The 24159-nt window shown below is 63.6% G+C and carries 22 protein-coding genes; 15 read left to right on the top strand and 7 right to left on the bottom strand.

Features of this window, described 5'->3' with window-relative positions; all coding sequences use genetic code 11:
* The first annotated feature begins 1 nt into the window (after position 1).
* The 4 genes from BVH06_RS06635 (at position 2) to lpxC (ending at position 4417) form a co-directional block, all read left to right on the top strand.
* Positions 2 to 856: a cell division protein FtsQ/DivIB gene (locus tag BVH06_RS06635; RefSeq protein WP_075930932.1), complete on the top strand. Its 855-nt coding sequence runs from the start codon at positions 2 to 4 to the stop codon at positions 854 to 856.
* 22 nt (positions 857 to 878) lie between these two features.
* Entirely contained in the window at positions 879 to 2126 is a 1248-nt protein-coding gene (ftsA, locus tag BVH06_RS06630; RefSeq protein ID WP_075930931.1) for a cell division protein FtsA, read from the top strand.
* Positions 2127 to 2203: 77 nt separating this feature from the next.
* Entirely contained in the window at positions 2204 to 3394 is a 1191-nt protein-coding gene (gene ftsZ / locus BVH06_RS06625; protein WP_075930930.1) for a cell division protein FtsZ, read from the top strand.
* Between the two features lie 111 nt (positions 3395 to 3505).
* Entirely contained in the window at positions 3506 to 4417 is a 912-nt protein-coding gene (gene lpxC / locus BVH06_RS06620) for a UDP-3-O-acyl-N-acetylglucosamine deacetylase (RefSeq protein ID WP_013792645.1), read from the top strand.
* 179 nt (positions 4418 to 4596) lie between these two features.
* Here lpxC and BVH06_RS06615 read toward each other — a convergent pair whose 3' ends face one another.
* Positions 4597 to 5055, bottom strand: a complete 459-nt coding sequence (locus tag BVH06_RS06615) for a DUF721 domain-containing protein (RefSeq protein WP_075933578.1) — start codon at positions 5053 to 5055, stop codon at positions 4597 to 4599.
* A gap of 88 nt (positions 5056 to 5143) precedes the next feature.
* On the opposite strand from BVH06_RS06615, the gene BVH06_RS06610 reads away from it, so the two are divergent.
* The 7 genes from BVH06_RS06610 (at position 5144) to BVH06_RS06580 (ending at position 14056) form a co-directional block, all read left to right on the top strand.
* Positions 5144 to 6070, top strand: a complete 927-nt coding sequence (locus BVH06_RS06610) for a M23 family metallopeptidase (protein WP_075930928.1) — start codon at positions 5144 to 5146, stop codon at positions 6068 to 6070.
* A gap of 167 nt (positions 6071 to 6237) precedes the next feature.
* Positions 6238 to 8973: a preprotein translocase subunit SecA gene (secA, locus tag BVH06_RS06605; protein ID WP_075930927.1), complete on the top strand. Its 2736-nt coding sequence runs from the start codon at positions 6238 to 6240 to the stop codon at positions 8971 to 8973.
* A gap of 241 nt (positions 8974 to 9214) precedes the next feature.
* The gene (argJ, locus tag BVH06_RS06600; protein WP_075933577.1) at positions 9215 to 10432 is read left to right on the top strand and encodes a bifunctional glutamate N-acetyltransferase/amino-acid acetyltransferase ArgJ; all 1218 of its coding nucleotides are present in this window, start codon (positions 9215 to 9217) and stop codon (positions 10430 to 10432) included.
* Positions 10433 to 10569: 137 nt separating this feature from the next.
* Positions 10570 to 11202, top strand: a complete 633-nt coding sequence (locus BVH06_RS06595) for a glutathione S-transferase family protein (protein ID WP_075933576.1) — start codon at positions 10570 to 10572, stop codon at positions 11200 to 11202.
* Complete coding sequence (locus tag BVH06_RS06590; RefSeq protein ID WP_075933575.1) at positions 11199 to 12149, top strand: Nudix family hydrolase; 951 nt, start codon at positions 11199 to 11201, stop codon at positions 12147 to 12149. Before BVH06_RS06595 ends, BVH06_RS06590 begins: the two co-directional genes overlap by 4 nt.
* A 70-nt stretch (positions 12150 to 12219) precedes the next feature.
* Entirely contained in the window at positions 12220 to 13149 is a 930-nt protein-coding gene (locus BVH06_RS06585; protein WP_075933574.1) for an AEC family transporter, read from the top strand.
* Between the two features lie 22 nt (positions 13150 to 13171).
* Positions 13172 to 14056, top strand: coding sequence for a pseudouridine synthase (locus BVH06_RS06580; protein WP_075930922.1), 885 nt, complete (start codon positions 13172 to 13174; stop codon positions 14054 to 14056).
* On the opposite strand, the gene BVH06_RS06575 is transcribed toward BVH06_RS06580, so the two are convergent.
* From BVH06_RS06575 to BVH06_RS06560, 4 genes are read right to left on the bottom strand one after another with little or no spacing between them, the layout of a single operon-like run.
* Positions 14046 to 14621: a cob(I)yrinic acid a,c-diamide adenosyltransferase gene (locus tag BVH06_RS06575; RefSeq protein ID WP_075930921.1), complete on the bottom strand. Its 576-nt coding sequence runs from the start codon at positions 14619 to 14621 to the stop codon at positions 14046 to 14048. The genes BVH06_RS06580 and BVH06_RS06575 overlap by 11 nt on opposite strands.
* Positions 14622 to 14640: 19 nt before the next feature.
* The gene (locus BVH06_RS06570; protein WP_075930920.1) at positions 14641 to 16644 is read right to left on the bottom strand and encodes a HAMP domain-containing sensor histidine kinase; all 2004 of its coding nucleotides are present in this window, start codon (positions 16642 to 16644) and stop codon (positions 14641 to 14643) included.
* A gap of 46 nt (positions 16645 to 16690) precedes the next feature.
* Entirely contained in the window at positions 16691 to 17602 is a 912-nt protein-coding gene (locus BVH06_RS06565; protein ID WP_075933573.1) for a putative 2-dehydropantoate 2-reductase, read from the bottom strand.
* Positions 17599 to 18561 (bottom strand): response regulator, encoded by a 963-nt coding sequence (locus BVH06_RS06560; protein WP_075930918.1) that lies wholly within the window; start codon positions 18559 to 18561, stop codon positions 17599 to 17601. Before BVH06_RS06560 ends, BVH06_RS06565 begins: the two co-directional genes overlap by 4 nt.
* A 262-nt stretch (positions 18562 to 18823) precedes the next feature.
* Between BVH06_RS06560 and BVH06_RS06555 the strand changes: the two genes are divergently transcribed.
* Both BVH06_RS06555 and BVH06_RS06550 read left to right on the top strand, forming a co-directional pair.
* Complete coding sequence (locus BVH06_RS06555) at positions 18824 to 19303, top strand: YajQ family cyclic di-GMP-binding protein (protein ID WP_075930917.1); 480 nt, start codon at positions 18824 to 18826, stop codon at positions 19301 to 19303.
* 116 nt (positions 19304 to 19419) lie between these two features.
* Entirely contained in the window at positions 19420 to 20256 is an 837-nt protein-coding gene (locus tag BVH06_RS06550; protein ID WP_075930916.1) for a mechanosensitive ion channel family protein, read from the top strand.
* Positions 20257 to 20312: 56 nt separating this feature from the next.
* Here BVH06_RS06550 and BVH06_RS06545 read toward each other — a convergent pair whose 3' ends face one another.
* Together BVH06_RS06545 and BVH06_RS06540 are read right to left on the bottom strand one after the other, a co-directional pair.
* The gene (locus BVH06_RS06545) at positions 20313 to 21857 is read right to left on the bottom strand and encodes an AmpG family muropeptide MFS transporter (protein WP_075930915.1); all 1545 of its coding nucleotides are present in this window, start codon (positions 21855 to 21857) and stop codon (positions 20313 to 20315) included.
* Between the two features lie 100 nt (positions 21858 to 21957).
* On the bottom strand, positions 21958 to 22326 hold the full coding sequence (locus BVH06_RS06540; protein ID WP_075933572.1) for an MGMT family protein: 369 nt from the start codon (positions 22324 to 22326) through the stop codon (positions 21958 to 21960).
* Positions 22327 to 22459: 133 nt separating this feature from the next.
* Here BVH06_RS06540 and BVH06_RS06535 point away from each other — a divergent pair, with 133 nt between their 5' ends.
* On the top strand, positions 22460 to 23464 hold the full coding sequence (locus tag BVH06_RS06535) for a DUF481 domain-containing protein (RefSeq protein WP_075930913.1): 1005 nt from the start codon (positions 22460 to 22462) through the stop codon (positions 23462 to 23464).
* A 127-nt stretch (positions 23465 to 23591) separates the two neighbouring features.
* Positions 23592 to 24159 (top strand): transposase domain-containing protein (locus BVH06_RS06530; RefSeq protein ID WP_177345391.1); only part of this gene is annotated, 568 nt, incomplete at its 3' end.

Raw genomic sequence — 24159 nt, 5'->3', positions numbered from 1 at the left:
CATGGGCGCCATCCTTCGTCATCAGCCAGGTTCAGGCACGCCGGTACGCGGCAAGGCCGTGCCGCGCGGTGCGAGCCGCCTGGTGGCCAAGGAGCCGATCAGCGTGCGTTTGCCGCGGCCGAACTTCAGCCTGTTCAAGCGTCTGACCTGGCCGGTGATGCTGCTGGTACTGGGCTTTGGCGCCTATGAACTGTCGTTGCGCCTGCTGCCTTACGCCGATCGGCCGATCGCCAAGATCAGCGTGGAAGGCGACCTGAGCTACATCAGCCAGCAATCGGTGCAACAACGCATTGAACCTTTTGTCAGCGCGAGCTTCTTCAGTGTCGACCTTGTCGGTATGCGCCACGAACTGGAGCAGATGCCATGGATCGCCCACGCCGAAGTTCGCCGTGTGTGGCCCGATCAGGTGGTGGTGCGACTGGAAGAGCAACTGCCAATCGCCCGCTGGGGCAACGAGGCGCTGCTCAACAACCAGGGCCAGGCGTTCGCGCCCAAGGAGCTGGCGCATTACGAGAATTTGCCGCAACTGTACGGCCCGAAACGGGCCCAGCAACAAGTGATGCAGCAGTATCAGGTGCTGAGCCAGATGCTGCGCCCAATGGGATTCACCGTGGCACGCCTGGAGCTGCGTGAGCGTGGTAGCTGGTTCCTGTCTACGGGGCAGGGGATCGAAGTGCTGCTGGGGCGCGACCATCTGGTGGAAAAAATACGTCGTTTCGGCGCCATCTACAGCAAGGCGCTGAAGGATCAGAAAGACAATATCGCGCGGGTCGATCTGCGCTACGCCAACGGCCTGGCCGTCGCGTGGCGCGAGCCGCCGGCATCGGCAGCGGTCGATACCGCTGCGGTGCAGTGAATAGAGAGAGAAGGCAGGAAACATGGCAAACGTGCAGAGCGGCAAGATGATCGTCGGCCTCGACATCGGTACCTCCAAGGTGGTGGCGCTGGTAGGCGAAGTGACCGCTGATGGTCAGCTGGAAATCGTCGGCATCGGTACTCACCCATCGCGCGGCCTGAAGAAGGGCGTGGTGGTCAACATCGAGTCCACCGTGGCGTCGATCCAGCGTGCGGTCGAAGAGGCCCAGCTGATGGCCGGCTGCCGCATCCACTCGGCATTCGTCGGCGTGGCCGGCAATCACATCCGCAGCCTGAACAGCCACGGTATCGTTGCCATCCGTGACCGTGAGGTCAGCAACGCCGACCTGGAGCGCGTGCTGGATGCCGCCCAGGCGGTGGCCATTCCTGCCGACCAGCGTGTGCTGCACACCCTGCCGCAGGACTACGTGATCGATAACCAGGAAGGCGTGCGCGAGCCCCTGGGCATGTCCGGTGTGCGTCTGGAAGCCAAGGTGCACGTGGTCACCTGTGCAGTGAACGCGGCGCAGAACATCGAGAAGTGCGTGCGCCGTTGCGGCCTGGAAGTAGACGACATCATCCTCGAGCAGCTGGCTTCCGCGTATGCGGTGCTGACCGACGACGAGAAAGAGCTGGGCGTGTGCCTGGTCGATATCGGCGGCGGCACCACCGACATCTGCATCTTCACCGAAGGCGCGATCCGTCATACCGCGGTGATCCCGATCGCCGGCGACCAGGTCACCAACGACATCGCCATGGCGCTGCGCACCCCGACCCAGTACGCCGAAGAGATCAAGATCCGTTACGCCTGCGCCCTGGCCAAGCTGGCCGGTGCCGGTGAGACCATCAAGGTGCCGAGCGTCGGTGATCGTCCGCCGCGCGACTTGTCGCGCCAGTCCCTGGCCGAAGTGGTCGAGCCGCGTTACGACGAGCTGTTCACCCTGATCCAGGCCGAGCTGCGCCGCAGCGGCTACGAGGATCTGATCCCGGCGGGCATCGTACTCACCGGTGGTACGGCGAAGATGGAAGGCGCGGTCGAGCTGGCCGAAGAGATTTTCCACATGCCGGTTCGCCTCGGTGTACCCCACAGCGTCAAGGGGCTCAGCGACGTGGTCCGCAACCCGATTTACTCGACGGGCGTTGGCCTGTTGATGTATGGCCTGCGCAAGCAGTCCGACGACATCCCGATGCCCGGCAATGGCGGGTACGGTGATGAAACCAAGGCACCCGTCCTGGAGCGGCTCAAGCGCTGGATCCAGGGCAATTTCTAATGTGGGCGGCGCGGCACGGGCGTGTGCGGCGTCACCGGCAGTAGGCGTTAAAAACTAGAAAATACAGGAGAGAGACCATGTTTGAACTCGTAGACAACCTTCCGCAAAGCGCGGTCATCAAGGTTATCGGTGTCGGTGGTGGCGGTGGCAACGCAGTCAACCACATGGCCAAGAGCAACATCGAAGGCGTCGAATTCATCTGCGCCAACACCGATGCTCAGGCACTGAAGAACATCGGCGCACGTACCGTGCTGCAACTCGGTACTGGCGTTACCAAGGGTCTGGGCGCTGGCGCCAACCCGGAAGTCGGCCGTCAGGCCGCAATCGAAGACCGTGAGCGCATCGCCGAAGTGCTGCAGGGCTGCGACATGGTGTTCATCACCACCGGCATGGGCGGCGGTACCGGTACCGGTGCGGCGCCTGTGATCGCCGAAGTGGCCAAGGAGCTGGGCATCCTCACCGTTGCGGTGGTGACCCGTCCATTCCCGTTCGAAGGCCGCAAGCGCATGCAGATCGCCGACGAAGGCATCCGCGCGCTGCAGGAAAGCGTCGACTCGCTGATCACCATCCCCAACGAGAAGCTGCTGACCATCCTCGGCAAGGACGCCAGCCTGCTGTCCGCCTTCTCCAAGGCCGACGACGTGCTGAGCGGCGCCGTGCGTGGTATCTCCGACATCATCAAGCGTCCGGGCATGATCAACGTCGACTTCGCCGACGTGAAGACCGTGATGAGCGAAATGGGCATGGCGATGATGGGCACCGGCTGCGCCAGTGGTCCGAACCGTGCGCGTGAAGCCACCGAAGCGGCCATCCGCAACCCGCTGCTCGAAGACGTCAACCTGCAGGGCGCCCGCGGCATCCTGGTGAACATCACCGCTGGCCCGGACCTGTCCCTGGGTGAGTACTCCGATGTGGGTAACATCATCGAACAGTTCGCTTCCGAGCATGCCACCGTCAAGGTCGGCACCGTGATCGATCCGGACATGCGTGACGAGCTGCACGTGACCGTGGTCGCCACTGGCCTGGGTGCGCGCATGGAGAAGCCGGTCAAGGTGGTCGACAACACCGTACAGGTCGCCGCTGCTCAAGCCGTAGCGCCGGTAGCCGCTCCGGTTCGCGCCGAGCAGAACGTCAACTACAAAGACTACGAGCGCCCGACCGTTCAGCGTCAGAGCCATGGTGGCGCTGCCACTGCGGCAAAAATGAACCCGCAGGACGACCTGGATTACCTGGACATTCCGGCATTCCTGCGTCGTCAGGCGGATTAATGAAATCTATCAGGAGCATAAAGGTGATTGGTGTTCAGCAAAGGTCGGTTCTGCTATTATCGCCAGCCTTTGTTGAAAACAATTCGCACCTAGCGTAAAGCGGCCAGACCCATGATCAGACAACGCACCCTGAAGAACATCATCCGCGCCACGGGTATCGGCCTGCACTCCGGGGAAAAGGTTTACCTGACCCTGAAGCCGGCTCCGGTGGATACCGGTATCGTGTTCCGCCGTACCGACCTCGACCCTGTGGTGGAGGTCAAAGGGCACGCCCTGAACGTCGGCGAGACCACCATGTCGACCACGCTGGTCAATGGTGATGTCAAGGTGGATACGGTGGAGCACCTGCTCTCGGCCATGGCTGGCCTGGGCATCGATAACGCCTACGTCGAGCTCTCTGCCTGTGAAGTGCCGATCATGGACGGCAGTGCGGGTCCCTTTGTTTTCCTGATTCAGTCGGCTGGTCTGCAAGAGCAGGACGCCCCCAAGAAGTTCATCCGCATCACCCGTGAAGTGACCGTGACGGACGGCGACAAGCGCGCCACCTTCGTTCCGTTCGATGGCTTCAAGGTGAGTTTCGAGATCGACTTCGATCACCCGGTATTCCACGACCGCACCAAGACCGCGAGTGTCGATTTTTCCAGCACCTCGTTCGTCAAGGAAGTCAGCCGTGCCCGCACCTTCGGTTTCATGCGTGATATCGAATTCCTGCGTTCGCACAACCTGGCGCGCGGCGGCAGTGTGGACAATGCCATCGTGGTGGACGAAGACGGTGTGCTCAATGAAGACGGCCTGCGTTACGAGGACGAATTCGTCAGGCACAAGATTCTCGATGCGATCGGTGACCTCTATCTGCTCGGCAACAGCCTGATCGGTGAGTTCCGCGGCTACAAATCCGGCCATGGCCTGAACAATCGTCTGCTGCGAGCCTTGATCGCACAGCCGGATGCTTGGGAAACGGTGACGTTCGAAGACGCCGACACTGCTCCGATCTCTTACATGCGCCCGGCTGCGGCGGTGTAAGGCACTCTCTCCTAGTTTTATCTCTTTCAAGGCCACCTTCGGGTGGCCTTTTTTTATGCCGCGATCAAGTGGCCGACAGACGGCCACGGAGGCATACGATGCGCGTCAGGCGCGCATCGGTTATCGGGCTGTCATTTTCATGGCGTTCGCGGTCTGGTGGATCTAACCAGCTGATGGGTTTAGGAATGGCTGCGGCGACGATGACTGGCGAGACGCTCCAGAGCGGCTTTCAGGCGCGGATCACTGACCCCTTCGGCGGTTTCCTGGATGCTGTCGGCGGCGCTGTCGGAGAGCTCGAAAGGCCGTGGTGCCTCGCGTTTCTCGCCGCTCGAAGGTTGCACCTTGAAGAGGATTTTCGTTAAGGTCGCGAACGTTTCGAGCGCCTGCAATTGTCGTTGCAGGCGTTTTTGTTGATAACGCAGCCGAGTGGCCCAGTGGCCATCGGTGACGATCAGCAGCAGACAGCCCTCCCGCCACGATGCCACGCGACAGTGTTCACGGGCGGCAGGCTGCAGCTGGGTTTCCACCACCTGTTGCAGGTGGTCGAGGCGTTGAGCCTGGTTGAACAGGGCTTTCAGCGGCTTCGCCTCGCGCAGTAGCGCGGCGGGCGCCTTGGCCGGCAAGGGACGAAAACTCATGGCAGGAAGCCTGCTACGTTTTGGGGCCGTCATGGTAGCAGAACCTCTGCTGACCGCTCGGGTTCCGCTTTTTTCAGATGGGGATGTCATGCACATCATTTTGCTCAGCCGACGCCATGGCGCCGCGCGCTCGCTCAGCCTCGATCTGCGCTGGCTTTTGGCCGGCCTGGGGTTGTTGACCGTGCTGGCGGTGGGTGGTGGTGCGGCACTGGGTGCCTGGATGGCGCCGCAATCGGCGCCGGTATTGGACAGCGCCGTGGTCAGCCAGGCACTCGATGCCCAGCGCGAAGAGGTCGGCGCGGTTCGCGTCGACGCCCAGCGCCAACTGGATGCTTTCGCCGCCCACGTTGCCGAACTGCAGGCCCGCCTGACCCGGCTCGATGCTCTGGGTGAGCGGCTTACCGAGCTGGCCGAGCTGGACGCCAGCGAATTCGATTTTTCGCTGGGTGTAGGCCAGGGCGGCCCGGAAGAGCCGATTGGCGGGGCGGCTTATGCGCCGCCGCCGTTCATGAGTACGCTCGATGAGCTGGCCCTGCGTATGGACAGCCGCGAGCAGCAGCTCGAAGTGCTGGAGCAACTGCTGGCTGACCGTCGTCTCGACGAGGCGACCATGTTGTCCGGCCACCCGGTCCTGCAGGGCTATGTATCTTCGCCGTTCGGCCGGCGCATCGACCCGCTGACCGGGCGCATCAGCGTGCACAAGGGTGTGGACTTCGCCGCCAAGGCGGGCAGCGACGTGGTAGCGGTCGGTGCCGGTGTGGTGACCTTCGCCGGGCGCCGCAACGGCTACGGCAATACCGTGGAAATCAGCCACGCCGATGGCTACGTCACCCTGTATGCACACAACCGCAGCAACACCGTGCAGGTCGGCGATCTGGTCCAGCGCGGTCAGGCGATCGCCACGGTCGGCAGTACCGGGCGTTCCACCGGTAATCATGTGCACTTCGAAGTCACCCGCAACGGTGAGCTGGTCAATCCGCACAGTTATATCGCCCGCGTCAGCGACGAGCCCTGATCGAGCCGGCCAAGGCCGGCTCGCACTGCGCCGATGGCCCTGTGCCAATCGCGCTCTTTCTTCAATTCCGTTTCCGGGTAGAATGCCCCCTTCGCACGCAGCCATAAGGGCTGCATGGGCGACTCACGGGGCCGCCCTCCATTCATAGCGTGGAAGATCCTGTCGATATGTTTGCGCCTTTGTTGAAAAAACTCTTTGGAAGCAAGAACGAGCGTGAAGTCAAACGCATGCTCAAGGCGGTTCAGGCCGTCAATGCATTCGAGGAGCAGATGCTCGCGCTCTCCGATGAGCAACTGCGTGCCAAGACCGAAGAATTCAAGGCCCGCCTGGCCAAAGGCGAAACCCTGGATCAACTGCTGCCCGAAGCCTTTGCCGTAGCCCGCGAGGCGGGCAAGCGCGTCATGGGCATGCGCCACTTCGACGTCCAGTTGATTGGCGGCATGACCCTGCACGAAGGCAAGATCGCCGAGATGCGTACCGGTGAGGGCAAGACCCTGGTCGGTACCCTGGCCGTGTACCTCAATGCCCTGGAAGGCAAGGGCGTGCACGTGGTCACGGTCAACGACTACCTGGCCCGCCGAGACGCCAACTGGATGCGCCCGCTGTACGAATTCCTCGGCCTGTCGGTCGGTATCGTCACGCCGTTCATGCCGCCGGAAGAAAAGCGCGCTGCCTACGCTGCCGATATCACCTATGGCACCAACAACGAATTCGGTTTCGACTACCTGCGCGACAACATGGCCTTCAGTCTGGAAGAGAAATTCCAGCGCGAGCTGAATTTCGCGGTGATCGACGAAGTCGACTCGATCCTCATCGACGAAGCCCGTACTCCGCTGATCATCTCCGGTCAGGCTGAAGACAGCTCGAAGATGTACACCGAGATCAACCGCCTGATTCCTCGCCTCAAGCAGCACATCGAGGAAGAAGAGGGCGTGGTCACCCAGCAAGGCCACTACAAGGTCGACGAGAAGAGCCGCCAGGTCGAGCTCAACGAAGACGGCCATCAGGTCATCGAAGACATGCTGACCCAGGCCGGTCTGCTGGCCGAGGGCGAGAGCCTCTATTCGGCGCACAACCTGGGCCTGTTGACCCACGTCTATGCTGGCCTGCGCGCCCACACCCTGTTCCACCGCAACGTCGAGTACATCGTGCAGAACGGCCAGGTCATCCTGATCGACGAGCACACCGGTCGTACCATGCAGGGCCGTCGCCTGTCCGAAGGCCTACACCAGGCCATCGAAGCGAAGGAAGGCGTGCAGATCCAGGCCGAAAGCCAGACCCTGGCCTCGACCACCTTCCAGAACTACTTCCGTCTCTACACCAAGCTGTCCGGCATGACCGGTACCGCGGACACCGAAGCGTTCGAATTCCACCAGATCTACGGTCTGGACGTGATGGTCATCCCGACCAACAAGCCGATCGCCCGTAAGGACTTCAACGACCTGGTGTACCTGACCCAGGAAGAGAAGTACGCCGCGATCATCACCGATATCAAGGAATGCCAGGCTCAGGGTCGTCCGATCCTGGTCGGTACCGCGACCATCGAGACCTCCGAGTACGTGTCGCGCCTGCTCGAGCAGGAAGGCATCGAGCACAAGGTGCTCAACGCCAAGTTCCACGAGAAGGAAGCCGAGATCATCGCCCAGGCCGGTCGCCCCGGCGCGCTGACCATCGCCACCAACATGGCCGGTCGTGGTACCGACATCCTGCTCGGCGGCAACTGGGAAGTTGAAGTCGCTGCCTTGGAGAATGCCACCCCTGAGCAGGTCGCGCAGATCAAGGCCGACTGGCAGAAGCGCCACCAGCAGGTGCTGGAAGCCGGTGGTCTGCATGTGATCGCCTCCGAGCGTCACGAGTCGCGCCGCATCGACAACCAGTTGCGCGGCCGTGCCGGTCGCCAGGGCGATGCCGGTTCCAGCCGCTTCTACCTGTCTCTCGAAGACAGTCTGATGCGCATCTTCGCCTCCGACCGCGTTAAGAACTTCATGAAGGCCCTGGGCATGCAGCCGGGCGAAGCCATCGAACACCGCATGGTGACCAACGCCATCGAGAAGGCGCAGCGCAAGGTCGAAGGCCGCAACTTCGACATGCGCAAGCAACTGCTCGAATACGATGACGTGGCCAACGAGCAGCGCAAGGTGATCTACCACATGCGCAACACCCTGCTGTCCGCCGACAACGTCGGCGAGACCATCGAGGACTTCCGCCAGGAAGTGCTGGACAGCACCATCAATGCTCACATGCCGCCGCAGTCGCTGCCCGAACAGTGGGACATCGCGGGTCTGGAGGAAGCGATCTACGCGGGCTTCAATCTGCGCCTGCCGATCCAGCAGTGGCTAGACGAAGACGACAAACTGTACGAAGAAACGCTGCGCGAGCGCATCCTCAAGGAACTGGTGGACGCCTACAACGAGAAGGAAACCCAGGCCAGCGCCGAAGCCCTGCGTACCTTCGAGAAGCAGATCCTGCTGCGCGTGCTCGACGACCTGTGGAAAGACCACCTGTCGACCATGGATCACCTGCGTCACGGTATCCACCTGCGCGGCTACGCCCAGAAGAACCCGAAACAAGAATACAAGCGCGAGTCCTTCACCCTGTTCCAGGAGCTGCTGGATTCGATCAAGCGCGACACCATTCGGGTACTGTCCCACGTGCAGGTTCGCCGTGAGGATCCGGCCGAGGAAGAGGCCCGTCTGCGCCGCGAAGCCGAAGCCATGGCCCAGCGCATGCAGTTCCAGCACGCCGAAGTGTCCGCGCTCGAAGAGCCGGAAGCCGAAGGCCAGGACGGCGATGTCGCCGTGGCGACCGCCCCGGTACGTGCCGAGCAGAAGATCGGCCGCAACGAGTTGTGCCCCTGCGGTTCCGGCAAGAAGTACAAGCACTGCCACGGTCAGGTCAACTGAGAACCTGAACACGACTAGCTGCGCGTCGGCCCTGCGGCGTTGAAAACAGGCTCGGAATGCTCATGTACAAAAGTACACTCCGCTTCCTCGCCTGTTTTCGCCTTGCAGGTCTCTAGCTCGCAAGGTCGTGATCAGGTTCTTTACCTGAGCTGTAAAATCCCAACGCCGCGAGGGCTAGCCCTTCGCGGCGTTTTCGCATCGAACATGCTGTGCCCATCCACCTAATTCGAGGAGCTTCACCATGGCTGTTGGTCTTGGCCCGCTGTCTACCCTGCATCCGGTTCCAGGTTTCGAGCTGGGCATCGCCTCTGCCGGTATCAAGCGCCCGGGGCGCAAGGATGTGGTGGTGATGCGCTGTGCCGAGGGCAGCAGCGTGGCGGGGGTGTTCACCCTCAACGCGTTCTGCGCGGCGCCGGTGATCCTGGCCAAGAAGCGAGCCTCCGGCAGCGTGCGCTACCTGCTGACCAATACCGGTAATGCCAATGCCGGTACCGGCGAGCCGGGCCTGCAGAACGCCATGCGCACCTGCGCAAGCCTGGCCGGCCTGGCCGGCGTCGATGAGAGCGAAGTGCTGCCGTTCTCCACCGGGGTAATCGGTGAGCCGCTGCCAGTCGAGAAGATCGAAGGCGCTCTGCAGGCCGCGCTGGACAACCTCTCTGAAAACAACTGGGCCGATGCCGCCACCGGCATCATGACCACCGACACGCTGCCCAAGGGTGCCAGCCGCCAGTTCACCCATGAGGGCGTGACCGTCACCGTTACCGGCATCAGCAAGGGCGCGGGCATGATCAAGCCGAACATGGCCACCATGCTCGGTTACATCGCCACCGACGCCAAGGTCGCCCAGGGCGTGTTGCAGGACCTGCTGCGTGACGCCGCGAACAAGTCGTTCAATCGCATCACCATCGACGGTGATACCTCCACCAACGACTGCTGCATGCTGATCGCCACTGGCAAGGCGGCCCTACCGGAAATCACCCAGGCCAGCGGCGCGCTGTTCGCCGCGTTGAAGCAGGCGGTTTTCGAGGTGTGCATGGACGTGGCTCAGGCCATCGTTCGTGATGGCGAAGGCGCTACCAAGTTCGTCACCGTGCAGGTCAACGGCGGGGCGACGCACCAGGAGTGCCTGGACGTCGGCTATGCAGTGGCCCATTCGCCGCTGATCAAGACCGCGCTGTTCGCCTCCGACCCCAACTGGGGGCGCATCCTCGCCGCCGTCGGCCGTGCCGGCGTGGCGCAGCTGGACGTCAGCAAGATCGACGTGTTCCTGGGCGACGTGTGCATCGCCAGCAAGGGTTGCCGCGCCGCGACCTACACCGAAGAGCAGGGCTCCGCGGTGATGGCCGAAGAGGAGATCACCATCCGCATCGAACTGGGCCGTGGCACCTGCAGCGAGACCATCTGGACCACCGATCTGTCCCACGAGTACGTGAAGATCAACGCCGAATACCGCACCTGAGCCTCGTGCCGGTCGCCGACAGGGCGGCTGGCGCGTTCATTCCGCTCGTGCATGGCCCCATGAGCGAGCGGAATTTGCCTTGCCGGCAGCCAACGGCGAAGCTGTCGTTCTGTTCCTTCTGATCGCTGGAGAAATAGATGTCGCTCGAATTGGTGATAGGCAACAAGAATTACTCGTCCTGGTCGCTGCGCGGCTGGCTGCTGCTCGATCTCAGCGGCGCGGCGTACCGGGAAACCCTGGTGCCGCTGTTTCGGGCCGACACCCACGCAAGGCTGCTGGAGCATTCGCCGACCGCCAAAGTGCCGGTGCTCAAGACCGAGGATGCCGGGGTGATCTGGGATTCCCTGGCGATCGCTGAATACCTGGCCGAGCGCTTTCCCGAGGTGGCACTGTGGCCGCGTGATGTGGCTGCCCGTGCCATGGCCCGCTCGGTCTGCGCGGAGATGCACAGCGGCTTCGGTGCGCTGCGCAGCCACATGCCGATGGACATGCAGCGCAATGCGCCGCTGGCCAGCGTGGCGGACGACGTCAAGCACGATATCCAGCGTGTCGTCGCGTTGTGGGCCGGTTGCCGCCAGCGCTTCGGCCAGGGCGGTCCATACCTGTTCGGCGACGTCAGTATTGCCGACGCCTATTTCGCCCCGGTCGCCAGCCGGTTGCGCAGCTACGGCGTGCAACTTCCGGCGGATGCAGCGGCCTATGTGGACACCATTTTTCAGTGGCCGGCGTTCCAGCGCTGGCTGCAGGATGCTTTGAAGGAGAAGACGTGAAACGCGTGCATGTAGTGGCCGCGGTAATCCGCGGTGACGATGGCCGGATCCTGATCGCCAAACGCCCTGATGACAAACACCAGGGCGGGCTATGGGAGTTCCCAGGCGGCAAGGTCGAGGGGGGCGAGGGCGTTCTGGCGGCGCTGTCGCGCGAGCTGCACGAGGAGCTGGGCATTACCGTCGAGGCGGCGCGGCCGCTGATCCAGGTGCGCCACGATTACAGCGACAAGCATGTGCTGCTGGATGTCTGGGAAGTCAGCCGCTTCGCGGGTGAACCCCACGGCGCCGAAGGCCAGCCGCTGGCGTGGGTCAGCGCACGGCAATTGGGCGACTACGAATTTCCTGCCGCCAACCGACCGATCGTCGCCGCTGCTCGGCTGCCCGAGCATTACCTGATCACCCCGGAAGGCCTGGACGGCCCCGAGCTGCTGGCTGGCGTGCGTGCAGCGATTGCCAGCGGTATTCGTCTGATCCAGCTGCGGGCGCCAGCGATGTTCGATGCCCAGTACCGGGACATCGCCGTGGACGTCCAGGGGCTTTGTGCCGGCAAGGCGCAGTTGATGCTCAAGGGTCCGCTGGAGTGGCTGGGCGATTTCCCCGCAGCCGGCTGGCACCTCACTGCCGAGCAGCTACGCAAGTACGCCAGCAAGGGCCGTCCACTGCCCGAGGGCCGCTGGCTGGCTGCTTCCTGCCACAATGCCGAAGAACTCGAGCTGGCCTCGCAAATCGGTGCCGATTTCGTCACCCTGTCGCCCTTGCAGGCCACCGCAAGCCATCCCGATGCCCAGCCGCTGGGTTGGGAGCAGGCGATCGAGTTGTTGAAGGACTTCAACCAGCCGTGCTACCTGCTCGGCGGTGTGGGGCCGCAGCAGGTCGAGCAGGCCTGGCAGGCCGGTGCCCAGGGCGTAGCCGGGATTCGTGCGTTCTGGCCCGAGCGTCAGCGCTGACGGCTGCGCTTGTGTGAGCAGGCCGTAGCGCCTACCCTGCGGCGTCCTGTTTTCGAGTGATCCACGGCCCATGGCCTCCGTTCTCAACGTCATCCTGCCGATCTTCGCGCTGATCCTTGCCGGATTCGCCTGCCGGCGCCTGGGCCTGCTGGGTGCCACCGCCGCCTCGGAGATCAACCGCATGGTGGTCTGGCTGTGCCTGCCGGCGCTGCTGTTCGAGGCGATGGCCACCGTGGTATGGGACGAGATCTGGCAGCCCGGCTTCATCCTCGCTTATGGCATCGCCACCCTGGGGCTCTTCGTTCTGGTACTGCTGGTAGCCCTGCGTCGTACCGGCAGCCTCGCCGACGCCAGCTTACGTGGGCTCAGCGCCTCCTACGCCAACACTGGCTACATGGGCATTCCGCTGTGCCTGCTGGTATTCGGCGATGCCGGCATGGAGCCGGCGCTGATCGCCTGCCTGATCGTCATCTGCGTGCTGTTCGCCCTGGCGGTGGTGTGCATCGAAGTGGGCCTGCAGAACGAGAAGAGCCTGCTGGCTGCGGTGCGCAAAGTTGCTGTCGCCCTGATCAAGAACCCCATCGTCATGGCGCCGCTGCTCGGTGGCCTGTGGGCGGCTACGGCGCAGCCGCTGCCGGCGCCCCTGCACCAGTTTCTCAAATTGCTCGCTGCTGCCACCGGGCCCTGCGCGCTCATCGCCCTTGGCTTGTTCCTGGCTGAAAAGCACGCAGGGCCGAAGCAGCGCGGCACTGGCCTGGTACTGATCAAGCTGGTCGCTCATCCACTGATTACCTGGGTGTTGGCCGTCTACGTGTTCCGCCTGCCGCCGATGTGGGCCCACGCCGCGCTGCTGCTCAGCGCGTTGCCGACCGGTACCGGGCCGTTCATGCTCGCCGAGTTCTATCGCCGTGACGGTGCCGAGGTGTCGAGCACCATCCTGTTGTCGACGCTGGGCTCGCTGGTGACGCTGTCGATCTGTCTCTACCTGATCGCGCCCTGACTACCGCGCCTGGAGCCTCTGCATGCCACCATCCGATCAGCCGACCCTGCGCCCCAGCACCCTTCACTTGCCTGCCGGTGACTGGGCGACGGTGCTTGACTGCCTGTGCGCGCATTTCTCGGCGATTCCACGGGACGTCTGGCTCGAGCGCATGGCCCGCGGCCGGGTGCTGGACGCCGTAGGCGCGCCCATCGGCGTCGATCACCCGTATCGGGTCGGCCTGCGCGTGCACTATTTTCGAGAGGTGCCCGCCGAGCCGCTGATTCCCTTCGAGGAAGCCATCCTGCATGTCGATGAGCACATTCTGGTCGCCGACAAGCCGCATTTCCTGTCGGTGATGCCGGCCGGCGCCTACGTCGAGCAGACCTTGCTGGCGCGGCTGGTCAAGCGTACCGGCAATGCCGATCTGGTGCCCCTGCATCGCATCGACCGGCACACCGCCGGGCTGGTGCTGTTCTCCTGCAACCCGCACACTCGCGGGCGCTACCAGGCAATGTTTCGCGAGCGCGCCATCGACAAGCGCTACGAGGCGCTGGCTGCTCCCTTGCCGGCGCTGCAGTTTCCGCTGCTGCGCGAAACGCGTTTCGAAGCCGGGGAGCCGTTCTTTCGCATGCGCGAGGCGCCGGGGGTGGCGAACACTCGCACGCGTGTCGAGGTGATCGAGAAGCGCGCCGAGCACTGGTTGTACGGTCTGCAGCCGGTCACCGGCAAGAAGCATCAGTTACGGGTGCATATGGCAGCCCTGGGCGCGCCGATCCTCAACGATCCGTTCTATCCCGAAGTCAGCTGCGCCGAGGGTGAGCCCGACGACTACGAGCGGCCGCTGAAGCTGCTGGCCCGTGGGCTGTCGTTCAGTGACCCGCTGAGCGGCGAGCTGCGCCGCTTCGAGAGTCGCCTCAGCCTTTGACGGCGGCCTGCCAGAGCACTTCGTCGATGCCCTGGCGCCTGGCGATCAGCCGCGCGGCCACGAACAGCAGGTCGGACAGCCGGTTGATGTAGGCCAGCAGCTCACCGCGCAGCGGCTCTACGGCATGCAGCTGGCCGCAGCGTCGCTCGGCGGTGCGGGCGCTGCTGCGGCACAGGTGGGCCTGGGCGATCAGCCGTGAGCCGCCGGGCAGGATGAAGTTGGTGAGCGGCCCGACTTCCTCGTTCCAGCGGTCGACGGCCGCTTCCAGGCGCTCGATCTCGGCGCCCTGCAGCGCGTGGTACTCGGGCATCGCCAGCTCGCCACCGAGGTCGAACAGGCGGTGCTGGCAGGGCGCGAGCACCTCGACCAGTTCGCCGAGCCCCGGGTGGTTCGCCTGCTGCTCGAGCAGGTCAGCGAGGAGCAGGCCGAGCTGGCTGTTGAGGGTGTCCACTTCGCCGATGGCTTCGATGCGCGGATGATCCTTGGCGACGCGACGGCCATCGGCCAGGCCGGTCTGCCCGGCATCGCCGGTGCGCGTGTAGATTTTCGAGAGTCGATAACCCATGGAGCCTCCGTGGCGATGATCAGTTGCCTACGCCCAATGGCAGGCGCAGGGTGAAGCAGGTGCCCTGGCCGGTGCGCGAGTGCACCTCCATCTGGCCCTTGTGGTTGTTGGTGACGATGAAGTACGAGACCGAGAGCCCCAGGCCGGTGCCCTGGCCGACTTCCTTGGTGGTGAAGAACGGTTCGAAGATACGCTTGCGCACGGCTTCGGGGATGCCCACACCGTTGTCCTCGACCTGCACTTCGGCCCACGGCGGCGCCAGGCGCGTACGCAGGATCAGCTTGCCGGGGACGCTGTCGTCGTCGCGCAGGTGGATGGCCTGGGCGGCGTTCTTCAGCAGGTTGAGCAGCACCTGTTCCAGTTCGTTGGCGATGCCGGGGATCGGCCCCAACTGTGGGTCGAATTCGCGCTGAATCAGCAGGCTCTTGAAGTCGAAGCTTTCGGTCAGGTCGAAGTCGTTGCTGGCGATCTCCACGGCCTGGTCGATCAGCGCCGGCAACTGGCAGGGCGCCAGCTGCCGGTTGCTCAGGCGGCTGAAGCTGAGCATGTGGGTGACGATCTTCGAGGCCCGCGCGCCAGCCTGCTGGATGCCGTCGAGCAGCATGGGAATTTCCCGGGCACTCAGGTAGCGGTCGATGGCCGGCAGGCTGACGCCGGCCAGTTCGGCCTGCTCCTGGTTGCGCGGCAGTTCCGGCGACAGGCGCCGGCGGATGTTCTGCACGTTGTGCAGGATGGCGCCCAGCGGGTTGTTGATCTCGTGCGCCATGCCGGCCGCCAGGCCGCCAACGGAAAGCATTTTCTCGGACTGCACCATGACCTCTTCGAGATTCAGGCGCTGGGTGATGTCGTCGATTCGGATCACCACGCCACGGCCTATGCTGCCGATCAGCGGGTAGAAGGTCAGGGCGTAGTGGTGGGGCTCGTCATCGCGAATCCAGGTGACGCGTTCGATCTTCTCGACCCGGTGCTGCTCGGCGGTGCGCTTGAGTTTGGACAGGTACGGCTTGAGCAGTGGGAAGGCGAGGAACACTGGCTGGTTGACCGCCTCGTCGATGGAGGTACCGGACAGCGCGCTGGCCTCCTGATTCCACTGCGCCACGTAGAGCTGTTCGTCCAGGGCGATCAGCGCCGAGGGCATGGAGTCGATGATGCTGTTGAGGTAGTTCTGGAAACCGGTGAGCTTCTTCTCGATCTTGCTGCGCACCTGCACTTCGAGTTCCAGCTTGCGGTTGGACAGGCGCGTCTCCTCGGCCAGGCCGCGGGCTTGGTTGTAGGCCTCCTCGGAGTCGTCGCGGGCGCGCTTGAGTTGTTGCTCGCGCGCTTCGATGCGTTCGAGCATGGTGTTGAACGCTTCGGCCAGGCTGCCGATTTCGTCGCGGTTGCCGCGTCGCGCGCGTAACGAGTAGTTCTCTTCACGGGTGACTTGGCGGGTCAGCTCTTCGAGGCGCTTGATCGGGCTGGTGACCAGGCGGCGGATCTGCCGCGCCACCAGCAGCCAGAGCACCAGGCTGAAGCCCAGGATCACCAGGCTGGCGGTCACGGTGCCGGTGTAGAAAGCGCCCGGCAGCTCGCTGGAGGCGACCAGCAGCAGGTGCCCGGGCGGCGCATCGGCCTGGGGCAGTTCGATCAGCTGGTTGGCGCGAAATTCGCCAATGCGCCAGTTGTCCAGGGCATCGACCTGGGTGGGCAAATCGAGTTTTTCGCCACGCTGCAGTTGCGCCATGCTGTTGCCGGCGGCGTCGTAGATCACCGCTGCGCGCAGCGGGCCATAGCCATCCAGGCGTTTGAGCAGCTCATGGGCCGCCTCGCGCGAACTCAGGGCCTCACGGCTCAGGGCCGGGGTGGCGAACAGCCGGCCGAGGGTCTGCAGTGCCTGGGGAGCGACGCTTTCCTGGGAGATCCAGTAGGCCGCGCTGATGAAGGTCATGTTGGCGACCACCAGCACGGCGGCCAGCAGGACCAGCAGCGCCGCGAGCAGTTTTCGGCCAACGGGAAGGTTCTTCAGGCGGTGGCGCAGGCGCATGGGCGTGTTTCGTGGTGGCAGGTGAGGGCGCAGGTTAGCGCGTGACTCAATAGCGCGGCAATCCGTGGCGGTCCAGATGCTCGAGCAGTTGCCGGTACACGGCGTTCAGGTGTGGCACCTGCAGCGCTGCGCGCTCGGCGGCGGCGCAGGCGTAGCCGAGCAGGTAGCTGATTTCGGTGCGGCGACCGGCGGCCACGTCCTGGTACATGGAGGAGTAGTTGGCAGCCGTGGCCTCGATCACCCGCCATACGTCCCGTTGCAGATCCTGGGCGGCGTCAGCCCGGCCACAGCTGCGCAACAGTCCGTCGAGTTCGGCGCACAGTGCATCGACCTGATCGCGGTGGCGGGCCAACTCGCCATTGCGACAGCCGTGCAGCACGGTCAGCGGGTTGATGGCGCAGTTGAGCGCCAGCTTGCGCCATAGCCGCGCCAGAATGTCCGGGCTCCAGGTATGCGGAATCTGGCTGCGCTGCAGATCGTTCAACCAGCCTGGCGCTGTGGCATCGAGCGGATCGCCGATCCAGGTGTGGCCCTGGCCGGCGAACACCACCCGCCAGTCACCATCGCGAAAGGCACCCTCGGTGCTGGAGGCGGGCAGGCAACGGCGTCCGGGTAGCTGCACGGCCACTTCGTCCTGGCTGCCCAGGCCGTTCTGCAACAGGATCACCTCGGCCTCCGGCGTCAGCCGGTGGGCTACCGCCGCGATGGCCTCTACGGCGTCGTAGGCCTTGCAGGCCAGCAGAAGACGGTCGATGGGCGCCTGCTCGTTCAAGTCACTGGCGGATATGGCGTACAGGCTGGCCTGGCCGTGTTCGACGAGCGTCAGCCCGCCCCCCTGGCGGTAGGCGGCCAGGCGCTGCGGGTCACGGAGAATCAGCTGCACCGGTACGCCGGCGCGAAACAGGCGGGTGGCCCACAGGCTGCCCAGGCTGCCGGCGCCGAGTACGTGCCAGCTCATGTGCGCGGCAAGCGTACGGCGGTCACGCGGCCGCTGGCATGGGCTTCGGGTAACAGTCGGGTGGCCAGGTCGAGCAGTTGCTGCTGCTCCATCGGCATGGCCTTGCTGTCCAGCCCGACCACGGCAATGCCGGCCTTGAGGCTGATGAAGCCTTCGCTGGTCTTGAAGGCCTTGAGGTTGAGCCCTTCGTGCAGGCGCTTGAAGCTGCTCGGCGAGCATTCCTGCAGGTCTTCGAGCAGGGTGATCAGCGCGAAATGGCGGTCGTCCAGGCTCACCAGCACGTCCAGCGGGCGCACCAGCTGTTGCAGGCGACGGGCCACGCTGCGCAGCAATTCGTTGTAGAAGGCCTTGCCGTGGCGTGCGCCCAGCTCATCGGCGCCCTGCAAGCCGATCAGCAGGTAGCACAGCGCGCCGCCGCGCGATTCCACCTGGCGAAGGCTGTCCGCCATCTTCTGCTTCAGGTAGCGGGTGTTGCCCAGGCCGGTCAACGGGTCGACCAGGTTGCGCTCTTCCAGGCTGGCGATGTTCTGCACCAGCAGGGCGTTTTCCTGGAGCAGGCGCTGCAGGGTACTGCACAGGCGTTCGGCGGCGAATACCCGCGGCAGCAACTGTTCGTTCATGGCCGACTTGCTGATGAAATCATCGACGCCGCGGTCGAAGGCTTCGTTGAGCACGTTCTCACCTTCTTTGCCGGTCAGCAGGATGATGTAGGTGTAATGCTCGGCCGCCTCGTCGAGTTGGCGCACCCGTCCGGTCAGCTCCAGGCCGTCCATTTCGGGCATCAGCCAGTCGGCCAGCAGCACGCTGGCGGGGCGTTGTTCGAGGTTGCTGATGGCTTCGGCAGCGCTGCTGGCGAAGCGAATATCCTGATATCCAGCCTGGCTCAATGCGCGCCCGATCATGGCGCTCGAGAACTTGGCATCGTCCACCACCAGAATACTGAGATGGGGGTTGGGCATGTTTTTTATGGCACTCGCTGGCAGGAAAACGGGTCGAGGGAAGGGGAGTAACCAATACAACGCCGAGCGGTCTGTATCAGAGCGGATATAATGATCGCGCCAATTTTATCGTCAAGCCATCCGCGCGATTTGCGCAGAACTTATTCTCGATCTCGCGAACTGGCGCCCAGCACGATGCAGCTCGCGTCGCTGCACAGGTGGCAGCCAGCAGGCGAATCGGAAGCAGCGCTGCCCGGTCGCGCTTTTTATCTGGAGGAATTCCATGCCCTCGTTCGACGTGGTCTCGGAACTGGACAAACACGAACTCACCAACGCCCTGGACAATGCCACCAAGGAGCTGGAGCGGCGCTTCGACCTGCGCGGCAAGTGCAGCTTCGAGGTCAAGGACAAGGCCGTCACGCTGACCGCCGAAGCCGATTTCATGCTCGAGCAGATGCTCGACATCATTCGTGGCTGCCTGATCAAGCGCAAGATCGACAGCCAGTGCATGGAAACCAAGGACCCCTACGCGTCCGGCAAGGTGGTCAAGCAGGAAGTCGAATTCCGTGAAGGCATCGACAAGGAGCTGGCCAAGAAGATCGTCGCCCACATCAAGGAAGCCAAGCTCAAGGTGCAGGCCGCCATCCAGGGCGAGCAGGTGCGCGTCACCGGCAAGAAGCGCGACGACCTGCAGGAATGCATCGCCTCGCTGCGTGGCAAGGACTTCGGTATGCCCCTGCAGTACAACAATTTCCGCGACTGATACGGCGGGGTTTATTGAACCCCGGCGAACGACGGGCGTCGCAATTTCGTGAGCGCCCGTGCTAACGCCATGGCTTGCCATGGCGTTTTCGTTTGAATTGCTAGAAGGAATGCCCGATGGATATGAGCATCGACCAGCTGGTCGTGATGTCGCAGGCCTGGATTCCGGTATTGCTGCAGTACAGCGGCAAGCTGGCCCTGGCCATCGTTACCCTGCTGATCGGCTGGTGGCTGATCAGCAAGCTGACAGGCAAGGTCAGCGCCCTGATGGACGGCCGCAAGGTCGACCGCGCGCTGAGCAGCTTCATCGGCAGCCTGGCGAGCATCGTGCTCAAGGTGCTGCTGATCATCAGCGTGGCGTCGATGATCGGCGTGGAGACCACTTCGTTCATCGCTGTGATCGGTGCGGCCGGCCTGGCCATCGGCCTGGCGCTGCAGGGCAGCCTGGCGAACTTCGCCGGCGGCGTGCTGATCATGCTGTTCCGCCCCTTCAAGGCCGGCGACTTCATCGAGGCCCAGGGTGTTTCCGGTTCGGTGGACTACATCCAGATCTTCCACACCGTGCTGCGAACCGGCGACAACAAGGTGGTGATCGTGCCCAACGGCACCTTGTCCAACGGCATCATCACCAACCACTCGCGGCAGAACACCCGCCAGGTGCTGTACGACGTGAAGCTCGATTACGACGCCGACCTGGCCAAGGCTCGCGAAGTGCTGCTGGAGCTCTCCAAGGACGCGCGCGTGCATCAGGAGCCGGCGCCGGTGGTGGTGGTATCCAACCTGGGCGAAACCTCGATCAACCTGTCGCTGCGCATGTGGACGGCAGCCGGCGACTACTGGCCGGTGATCTTCATGCTCAACGAGAGCGTGCGTGATCGTCTGCGCGCCGAGGGTGTCGAGCTGGCGCAGCCGCCGCGCCTGGTGCAGATGGTGCAGCAGGGCAAGGCCGGCTGAAACGCGGCCCGCTGAAACGAAAAAGCCGACGAGAGTCGGCTTTTTCATGGGCGTTGTTATTGCTGTTTAGGCGGCTCGTCGGCCGGTATCGCACTGGCCCGGTTGCCCTGGCGATGCCACTGCAGCAGGATCAGCAGCAGGGTCGGCACACCCATCAGCGCGGTGATCAGGAAGAAATCCGCGTAGCCGAACTTCTCCACCAGCACGCCGGAATAGCCGCCGATCAGCCGTGGTAGCAGCAGCATGATGGAGCTCAGCAGCGCGTACTGGGTGGCGGAGAACTTCAGGTTGGTCAGGCTCGACAGGTAGGCGACGAACGCCGCTGTCGCCAGGCCGGAACTGAAGTTGTCCGCCGAGATGGTGAAGATCAGCATCTGCAGGTTGGCGCCCATGCCGGCCAGGGCCATGAACAGCAGGTTGGTGGCTGCCGACGCCGCGCCGCCGATGAACAGGATCGGCATGATGCCGAAGCGCACGATCAGCAACCCGCCGGCACCGGCGCCGACCAGGGTCATGATCAACCCGAACAGTTTGCTGACGCTGGCGATCTGATCCTTGGTGAAGCCCTGGTCGATGTAGAAGACGTTGGCCATCACGCCCATGACCGTGTCGGACATGCGATAGGTGGCGATCAGCCCCAGTAGCAGGAAGGCCTGCCAGCGGTAACGCAGGATGAAGTCGTTGACCGGCGTGAGCACCGGTGCCAGGCCGCGGCGGCCCATCGACGACAGGCACAGGGCGGTCAGGATCGTATAGAGGATGGCGCGCAGGAAGGCGCGATCCTCGAGCAGCAGGTCCAGCAACGTGGCTTCGCCGGTCACCAGGCTGGGGAAGTCGGTGTTGTAGAGCTGGGTGAACATCGCCGGTACCGACACCAACAGCACGATCAGCACCAGCACCGAGGCGATCTGATGGCTGAACCCATACTTGGCGGCGGCCAGCTGGGTCTTCATCGACACCGCCGGTTCTTTCATCCACAGGCTGGTCAGCAGGCCAGGCAGCATCAGCAGTGCGAACAGCAGGTAGGTGCCGGCCCAGGCGGCGTGCTGGTAGAGCAGGGTGGTCGAGCCAAGGCCCTCGGCGACGTACAGCGCGCCGGCGGTGGCGAGCAGCGCGGCAACCCGGTAGCCGGCCATGTAGCTGGCGGCCAGGGCGGCCTGGCGGGTGTCGTCGACGATCTCCAGGCGGTAGGCATCGACGGCGATGTCCTGGGTCGCCGAGGCGAAGGCCACCAGCACGGCGAGGGCGATCAGCCAGGTCAGGTGGGTGTGCGGATCGCACAGTGCCATGCCGGCCAGGCCGATGGCGATCAGTATCTGTGACAGCACCAGCCAGGAGCGCCGCCTGCCGAGCTTGCCGAGCAGCGGCAGGCGCCATTGGTCGAGCAGTGGCGACCACACCCATTTGAAGGCGTAGGCCAGGCCGATCAGGCTGGCGAAGCCGATGGTTTCGCGCGCCACGCCGGCTTCGCGCAGCCACACCGACAGGGTCGAGAACACCAACATGTAAGGCAGGCCGGCGGCGAACCCAAGCACCAGAAGAACCAGTGTCGAGGGGCTGGAGTAGGCGGCGATCGCGTCGCGCCAGCTTTTACGATGCATTGAAAGGGGTCGGCCTGGGGGGAGAAAGCATGAACAAGTGGCGCACTCTAGGGGCTAGGGTCGGGTCAGTGCAAGCCGGTTGCGTGTGGTGCGCCGAGTCTCATGTCTCGTGCTCCAGGGGCCGCCAGCCGTGACGTCGGATATCCACCCGACCATTGTGGGATAGCACCCCTTCGACGCGCAATCGGGCACGTTGTTCAACCCCGCTTGGCGAGTCCGCCGTCAGGCTCAGTCGGCCCCCGGCAGCGACCACGCGATGCCAGGGCAGGGCGGTGCCATCGGGCAGTTGACCGAGGGTCCGGCCGACCCAGCGTGCGGCGCGCCCCAGGCCTGCCAGCGCGGCCAGCTCGCCATAGGTGACCACCTTGCCGGCCGGCACCTGGGCCAGCACCAGGTACAGCGCATCACGGCGGGCCTGCTGGTCACCGTCGGCCAGCGGCGCGCTGTAATTGGACTGTCGTGTTGGCATGGCAGGCTCCTGGTTCCGCTTGGCTGTCGGCCGTCGATGAACTTGAGGCATTTCCGTCGGTCATTTCTTGCTCAAATGTCGGGTATGCGGATAATGCCCGATTTACCGCGAACCGGAGCAACAGCATCCGCTTATGTTTACTCGTACCTTGTTGTGCCTGGGCCTCAGCGTAGCCGCCACTCCGCTGCTGGCCGATACCGTATGGATGAAGAACGGCGACCGCCTGACCGGAACCATCAAGGTTTTCGACGGCGGCAAACTGATGCTGGAAACCGCCTACGGTGGTTCCATCCCGCTGGATTGGAAACAGGTCGCCACCCTGGAAAGTGATCGCGAGCTGCTGGTCAAGGAAAACGACGTCACCGGCGAGCGGGCCAAGTCGCTGCAGGCCGCCGATTCGGGCAAGGTTATTCTCGCCAATGGCGACGCGCCGAAGACCGTAGAGCTGGCCAGCATCAAGCAGATCATGAAGCCCAAGCCCTTCGTCGAAGACTTCATGTGGAAGGGTAACGTCGATGTGGCCATGGATTACAAACGGGCCGAGAGCGACACCGACGACTACGACGTCGACCTCAAGACCCAGGCCCGTCATGGCAAATGGCGCCACAACGCGACGGTCGATTACAACCGTGAATTGCGCAATGACGTGGTCAGCACCGACAACTGGGGCACCGAATACGCCCTCGACCGTTTCCTCGACGAACAGTGGTTCTGGCAAGGGCGCCTGGAATACAAGCGCGACAAGGTCGAAGACCTGGAGCGTCAGCGCACCATCGGTACCGGTCCGGGTTACCAGTTCTGGGATAACGAGCTGGGCGCATTCTCCGTTGCCGGTCTGCTCAACCGCTCCGACTACGAGTATGCCAATGGCGAGCAGGACAACTTCTACGCCATCAGTATGCGTTGGGACTACAACCGCTACCTGATCGGCAAGACCTTCGAATTGTTCAGCACCGGCGAAGTGGGCAAGCCGCTTGCCAGTGCCGCCGATTACGCACTGGATGCCGAAGTGGGCCTGCGCTACAAGGTCACCGACTGGGCCTCGCTGAACATGAAGGCCTCGAAAGATCAGGTCAGTGGCTCGGATGGCGACAAGGACGAAACCCGCTACACCATCGGTTTCGGTGTGGGCTGGTAACGCGAGCTGACGTATCGAAAGCAAGCCCCGCCAGCGTGCGTAATGCTGTTCACTTAAGCATTTGAGTCCAAGCCGGGGTTTCTAGAAAATCCGATACCAGCTTCCTGGTATCGGATTTTTTATGCCCATTCAGCAGCAGTTGCTCGACCTCGGCGATCTCTTCAACTTCTCCGACCTCAGCACCTTCACTCAGAACATTCCTGTCGAATGGGTCGCCAGTGCGCTCAATCTCTCCGCTCAAGCCACTATTCGGCGCAGGCGCCTGCCGAGTGATCAAGTGCTTTGGCTGGTACTGGGCATGGCCTTGTTCCGCGATGAGCCTGTGCATGAGGTGGCCAGACGGCTGAATATCTGTGCTCAAGGCCTGGCTTCCGATCAGTTGCTGGCGCGCAGCGGAGTCACCGAAGCGCGTAAGCGACTGGGAGCTGATCCGGTCGAATCCTTGTTCCGCCAAACAGGCATGCAGTGGGGTTGCGAGCGCTACGAAGGTGATCAATGGCACGGCTTGCAAGTGTTCGCGGTAGATGGCGCATTACTGAGAACCCCTGATTCTCCTGAGCTGAGGGAGCATTTTGGCTCTGGTAATACGGGCACCGAGCGCCAGACACCCTTTCCGATGCTGCGCCTCGTAGCCTTGATGAATGTGCGCTCACACGTGATCCTCGATGCGCAGCTCAGCCCTTATCGGGGCAGCG

This window comes from Pseudomonas sp. PA27(2017) (genome assembly GCF_001945445.1).
Lineage (GTDB): Bacteria > Pseudomonadota > Gammaproteobacteria > Pseudomonadales > Pseudomonadaceae > Aquipseudomonas.
This window is presented reverse-complemented; position numbering and strand designations above follow the sequence as displayed.

What these genes read in the sequence shown, in the direction of transcription:
- secA (WP_075930927.1), top strand. Translation starts at nt 6,238, where the DNA reads ATGTTTGCGCCTTTGTTGAAAAAACTCTTTGGAAGCAAGAACGAGCGT.
- ftsZ (WP_075930930.1), top strand. Translation starts at nt 2,204, where the DNA reads ATGTTTGAACTCGTAGACAACCTTCCGCAAAGCGCGGTCATCAAGGTT.
- BVH06_RS06555 (WP_075930917.1), top strand. Translation starts at nt 18,824, where the DNA reads ATGCCCTCGTTCGACGTGGTCTCGGAACTGGACAAACACGAACTCACC.
- BVH06_RS06580 (WP_075930922.1), top strand. Translation starts at nt 13,172, where the DNA reads ATGCCACCATCCGATCAGCCGACCCTGCGCCCCAGCACCCTTCACTTG.
- BVH06_RS06545 (WP_075930915.1), bottom strand. Translation starts at nt 21,857, where the DNA reads ATGCATCGTAAAAGCTGGCGCGACGCGATCGCCGCCTACTCCAGCCCC.
- BVH06_RS06610 (WP_075930928.1), top strand. Translation starts at nt 5,144, where the DNA reads ATGCACATCATTTTGCTCAGCCGACGCCATGGCGCCGCGCGCTCGCTC.
- argJ (WP_075933577.1), top strand. Translation starts at nt 9,215, where the DNA reads ATGGCTGTTGGTCTTGGCCCGCTGTCTACCCTGCATCCGGTTCCAGGT.
- BVH06_RS06540 (WP_075933572.1), bottom strand. Translation starts at nt 22,326, where the DNA reads ATGCCAACACGACAGTCCAATTACAGCGCGCCGCTGGCCGACGGTGAC.
- ftsA (WP_075930931.1), top strand. Translation starts at nt 879, where the DNA reads ATGGCAAACGTGCAGAGCGGCAAGATGATCGTCGGCCTCGACATCGGT.
- BVH06_RS06585 (WP_075933574.1), top strand. Translation starts at nt 12,220, where the DNA reads ATGGCCTCCGTTCTCAACGTCATCCTGCCGATCTTCGCGCTGATCCTT.
- BVH06_RS06595 (WP_075933576.1), top strand. Translation starts at nt 10,570, where the DNA reads ATGTCGCTCGAATTGGTGATAGGCAACAAGAATTACTCGTCCTGGTCG.
- lpxC (WP_013792645.1), top strand. Translation starts at nt 3,506, where the DNA reads ATGATCAGACAACGCACCCTGAAGAACATCATCCGCGCCACGGGTATC.
- BVH06_RS06560 (WP_075930918.1), bottom strand. Translation starts at nt 18,561, where the DNA reads ATGCCCAACCCCCATCTCAGTATTCTGGTGGTGGACGATGCCAAGTTC.
- BVH06_RS06550 (WP_075930916.1), top strand. Translation starts at nt 19,420, where the DNA reads ATGGATATGAGCATCGACCAGCTGGTCGTGATGTCGCAGGCCTGGATT.
- BVH06_RS06615 (WP_075933578.1), bottom strand. Translation starts at nt 5,055, where the DNA reads ATGAGTTTTCGTCCCTTGCCGGCCAAGGCGCCCGCCGCGCTACTGCGC.
- BVH06_RS06570 (WP_075930920.1), bottom strand. Translation starts at nt 16,644, where the DNA reads ATGCGCCTGCGCCACCGCCTGAAGAACCTTCCCGTTGGCCGAAAACTG.
- BVH06_RS06635 (WP_075930932.1), top strand. Translation starts at nt 2, where the DNA reads ATGGGCGCCATCCTTCGTCATCAGCCAGGTTCAGGCACGCCGGTACGC.
- BVH06_RS06575 (WP_075930921.1), bottom strand. Translation starts at nt 14,621, where the DNA reads ATGGGTTATCGACTCTCGAAAATCTACACGCGCACCGGCGATGCCGGG.
- BVH06_RS06565 (WP_075933573.1), bottom strand. Translation starts at nt 17,602, where the DNA reads ATGAGCTGGCACGTACTCGGCGCCGGCAGCCTGGGCAGCCTGTGGGCC.
- BVH06_RS06535 (WP_075930913.1), top strand. Translation starts at nt 22,460, where the DNA reads ATGTTTACTCGTACCTTGTTGTGCCTGGGCCTCAGCGTAGCCGCCACT.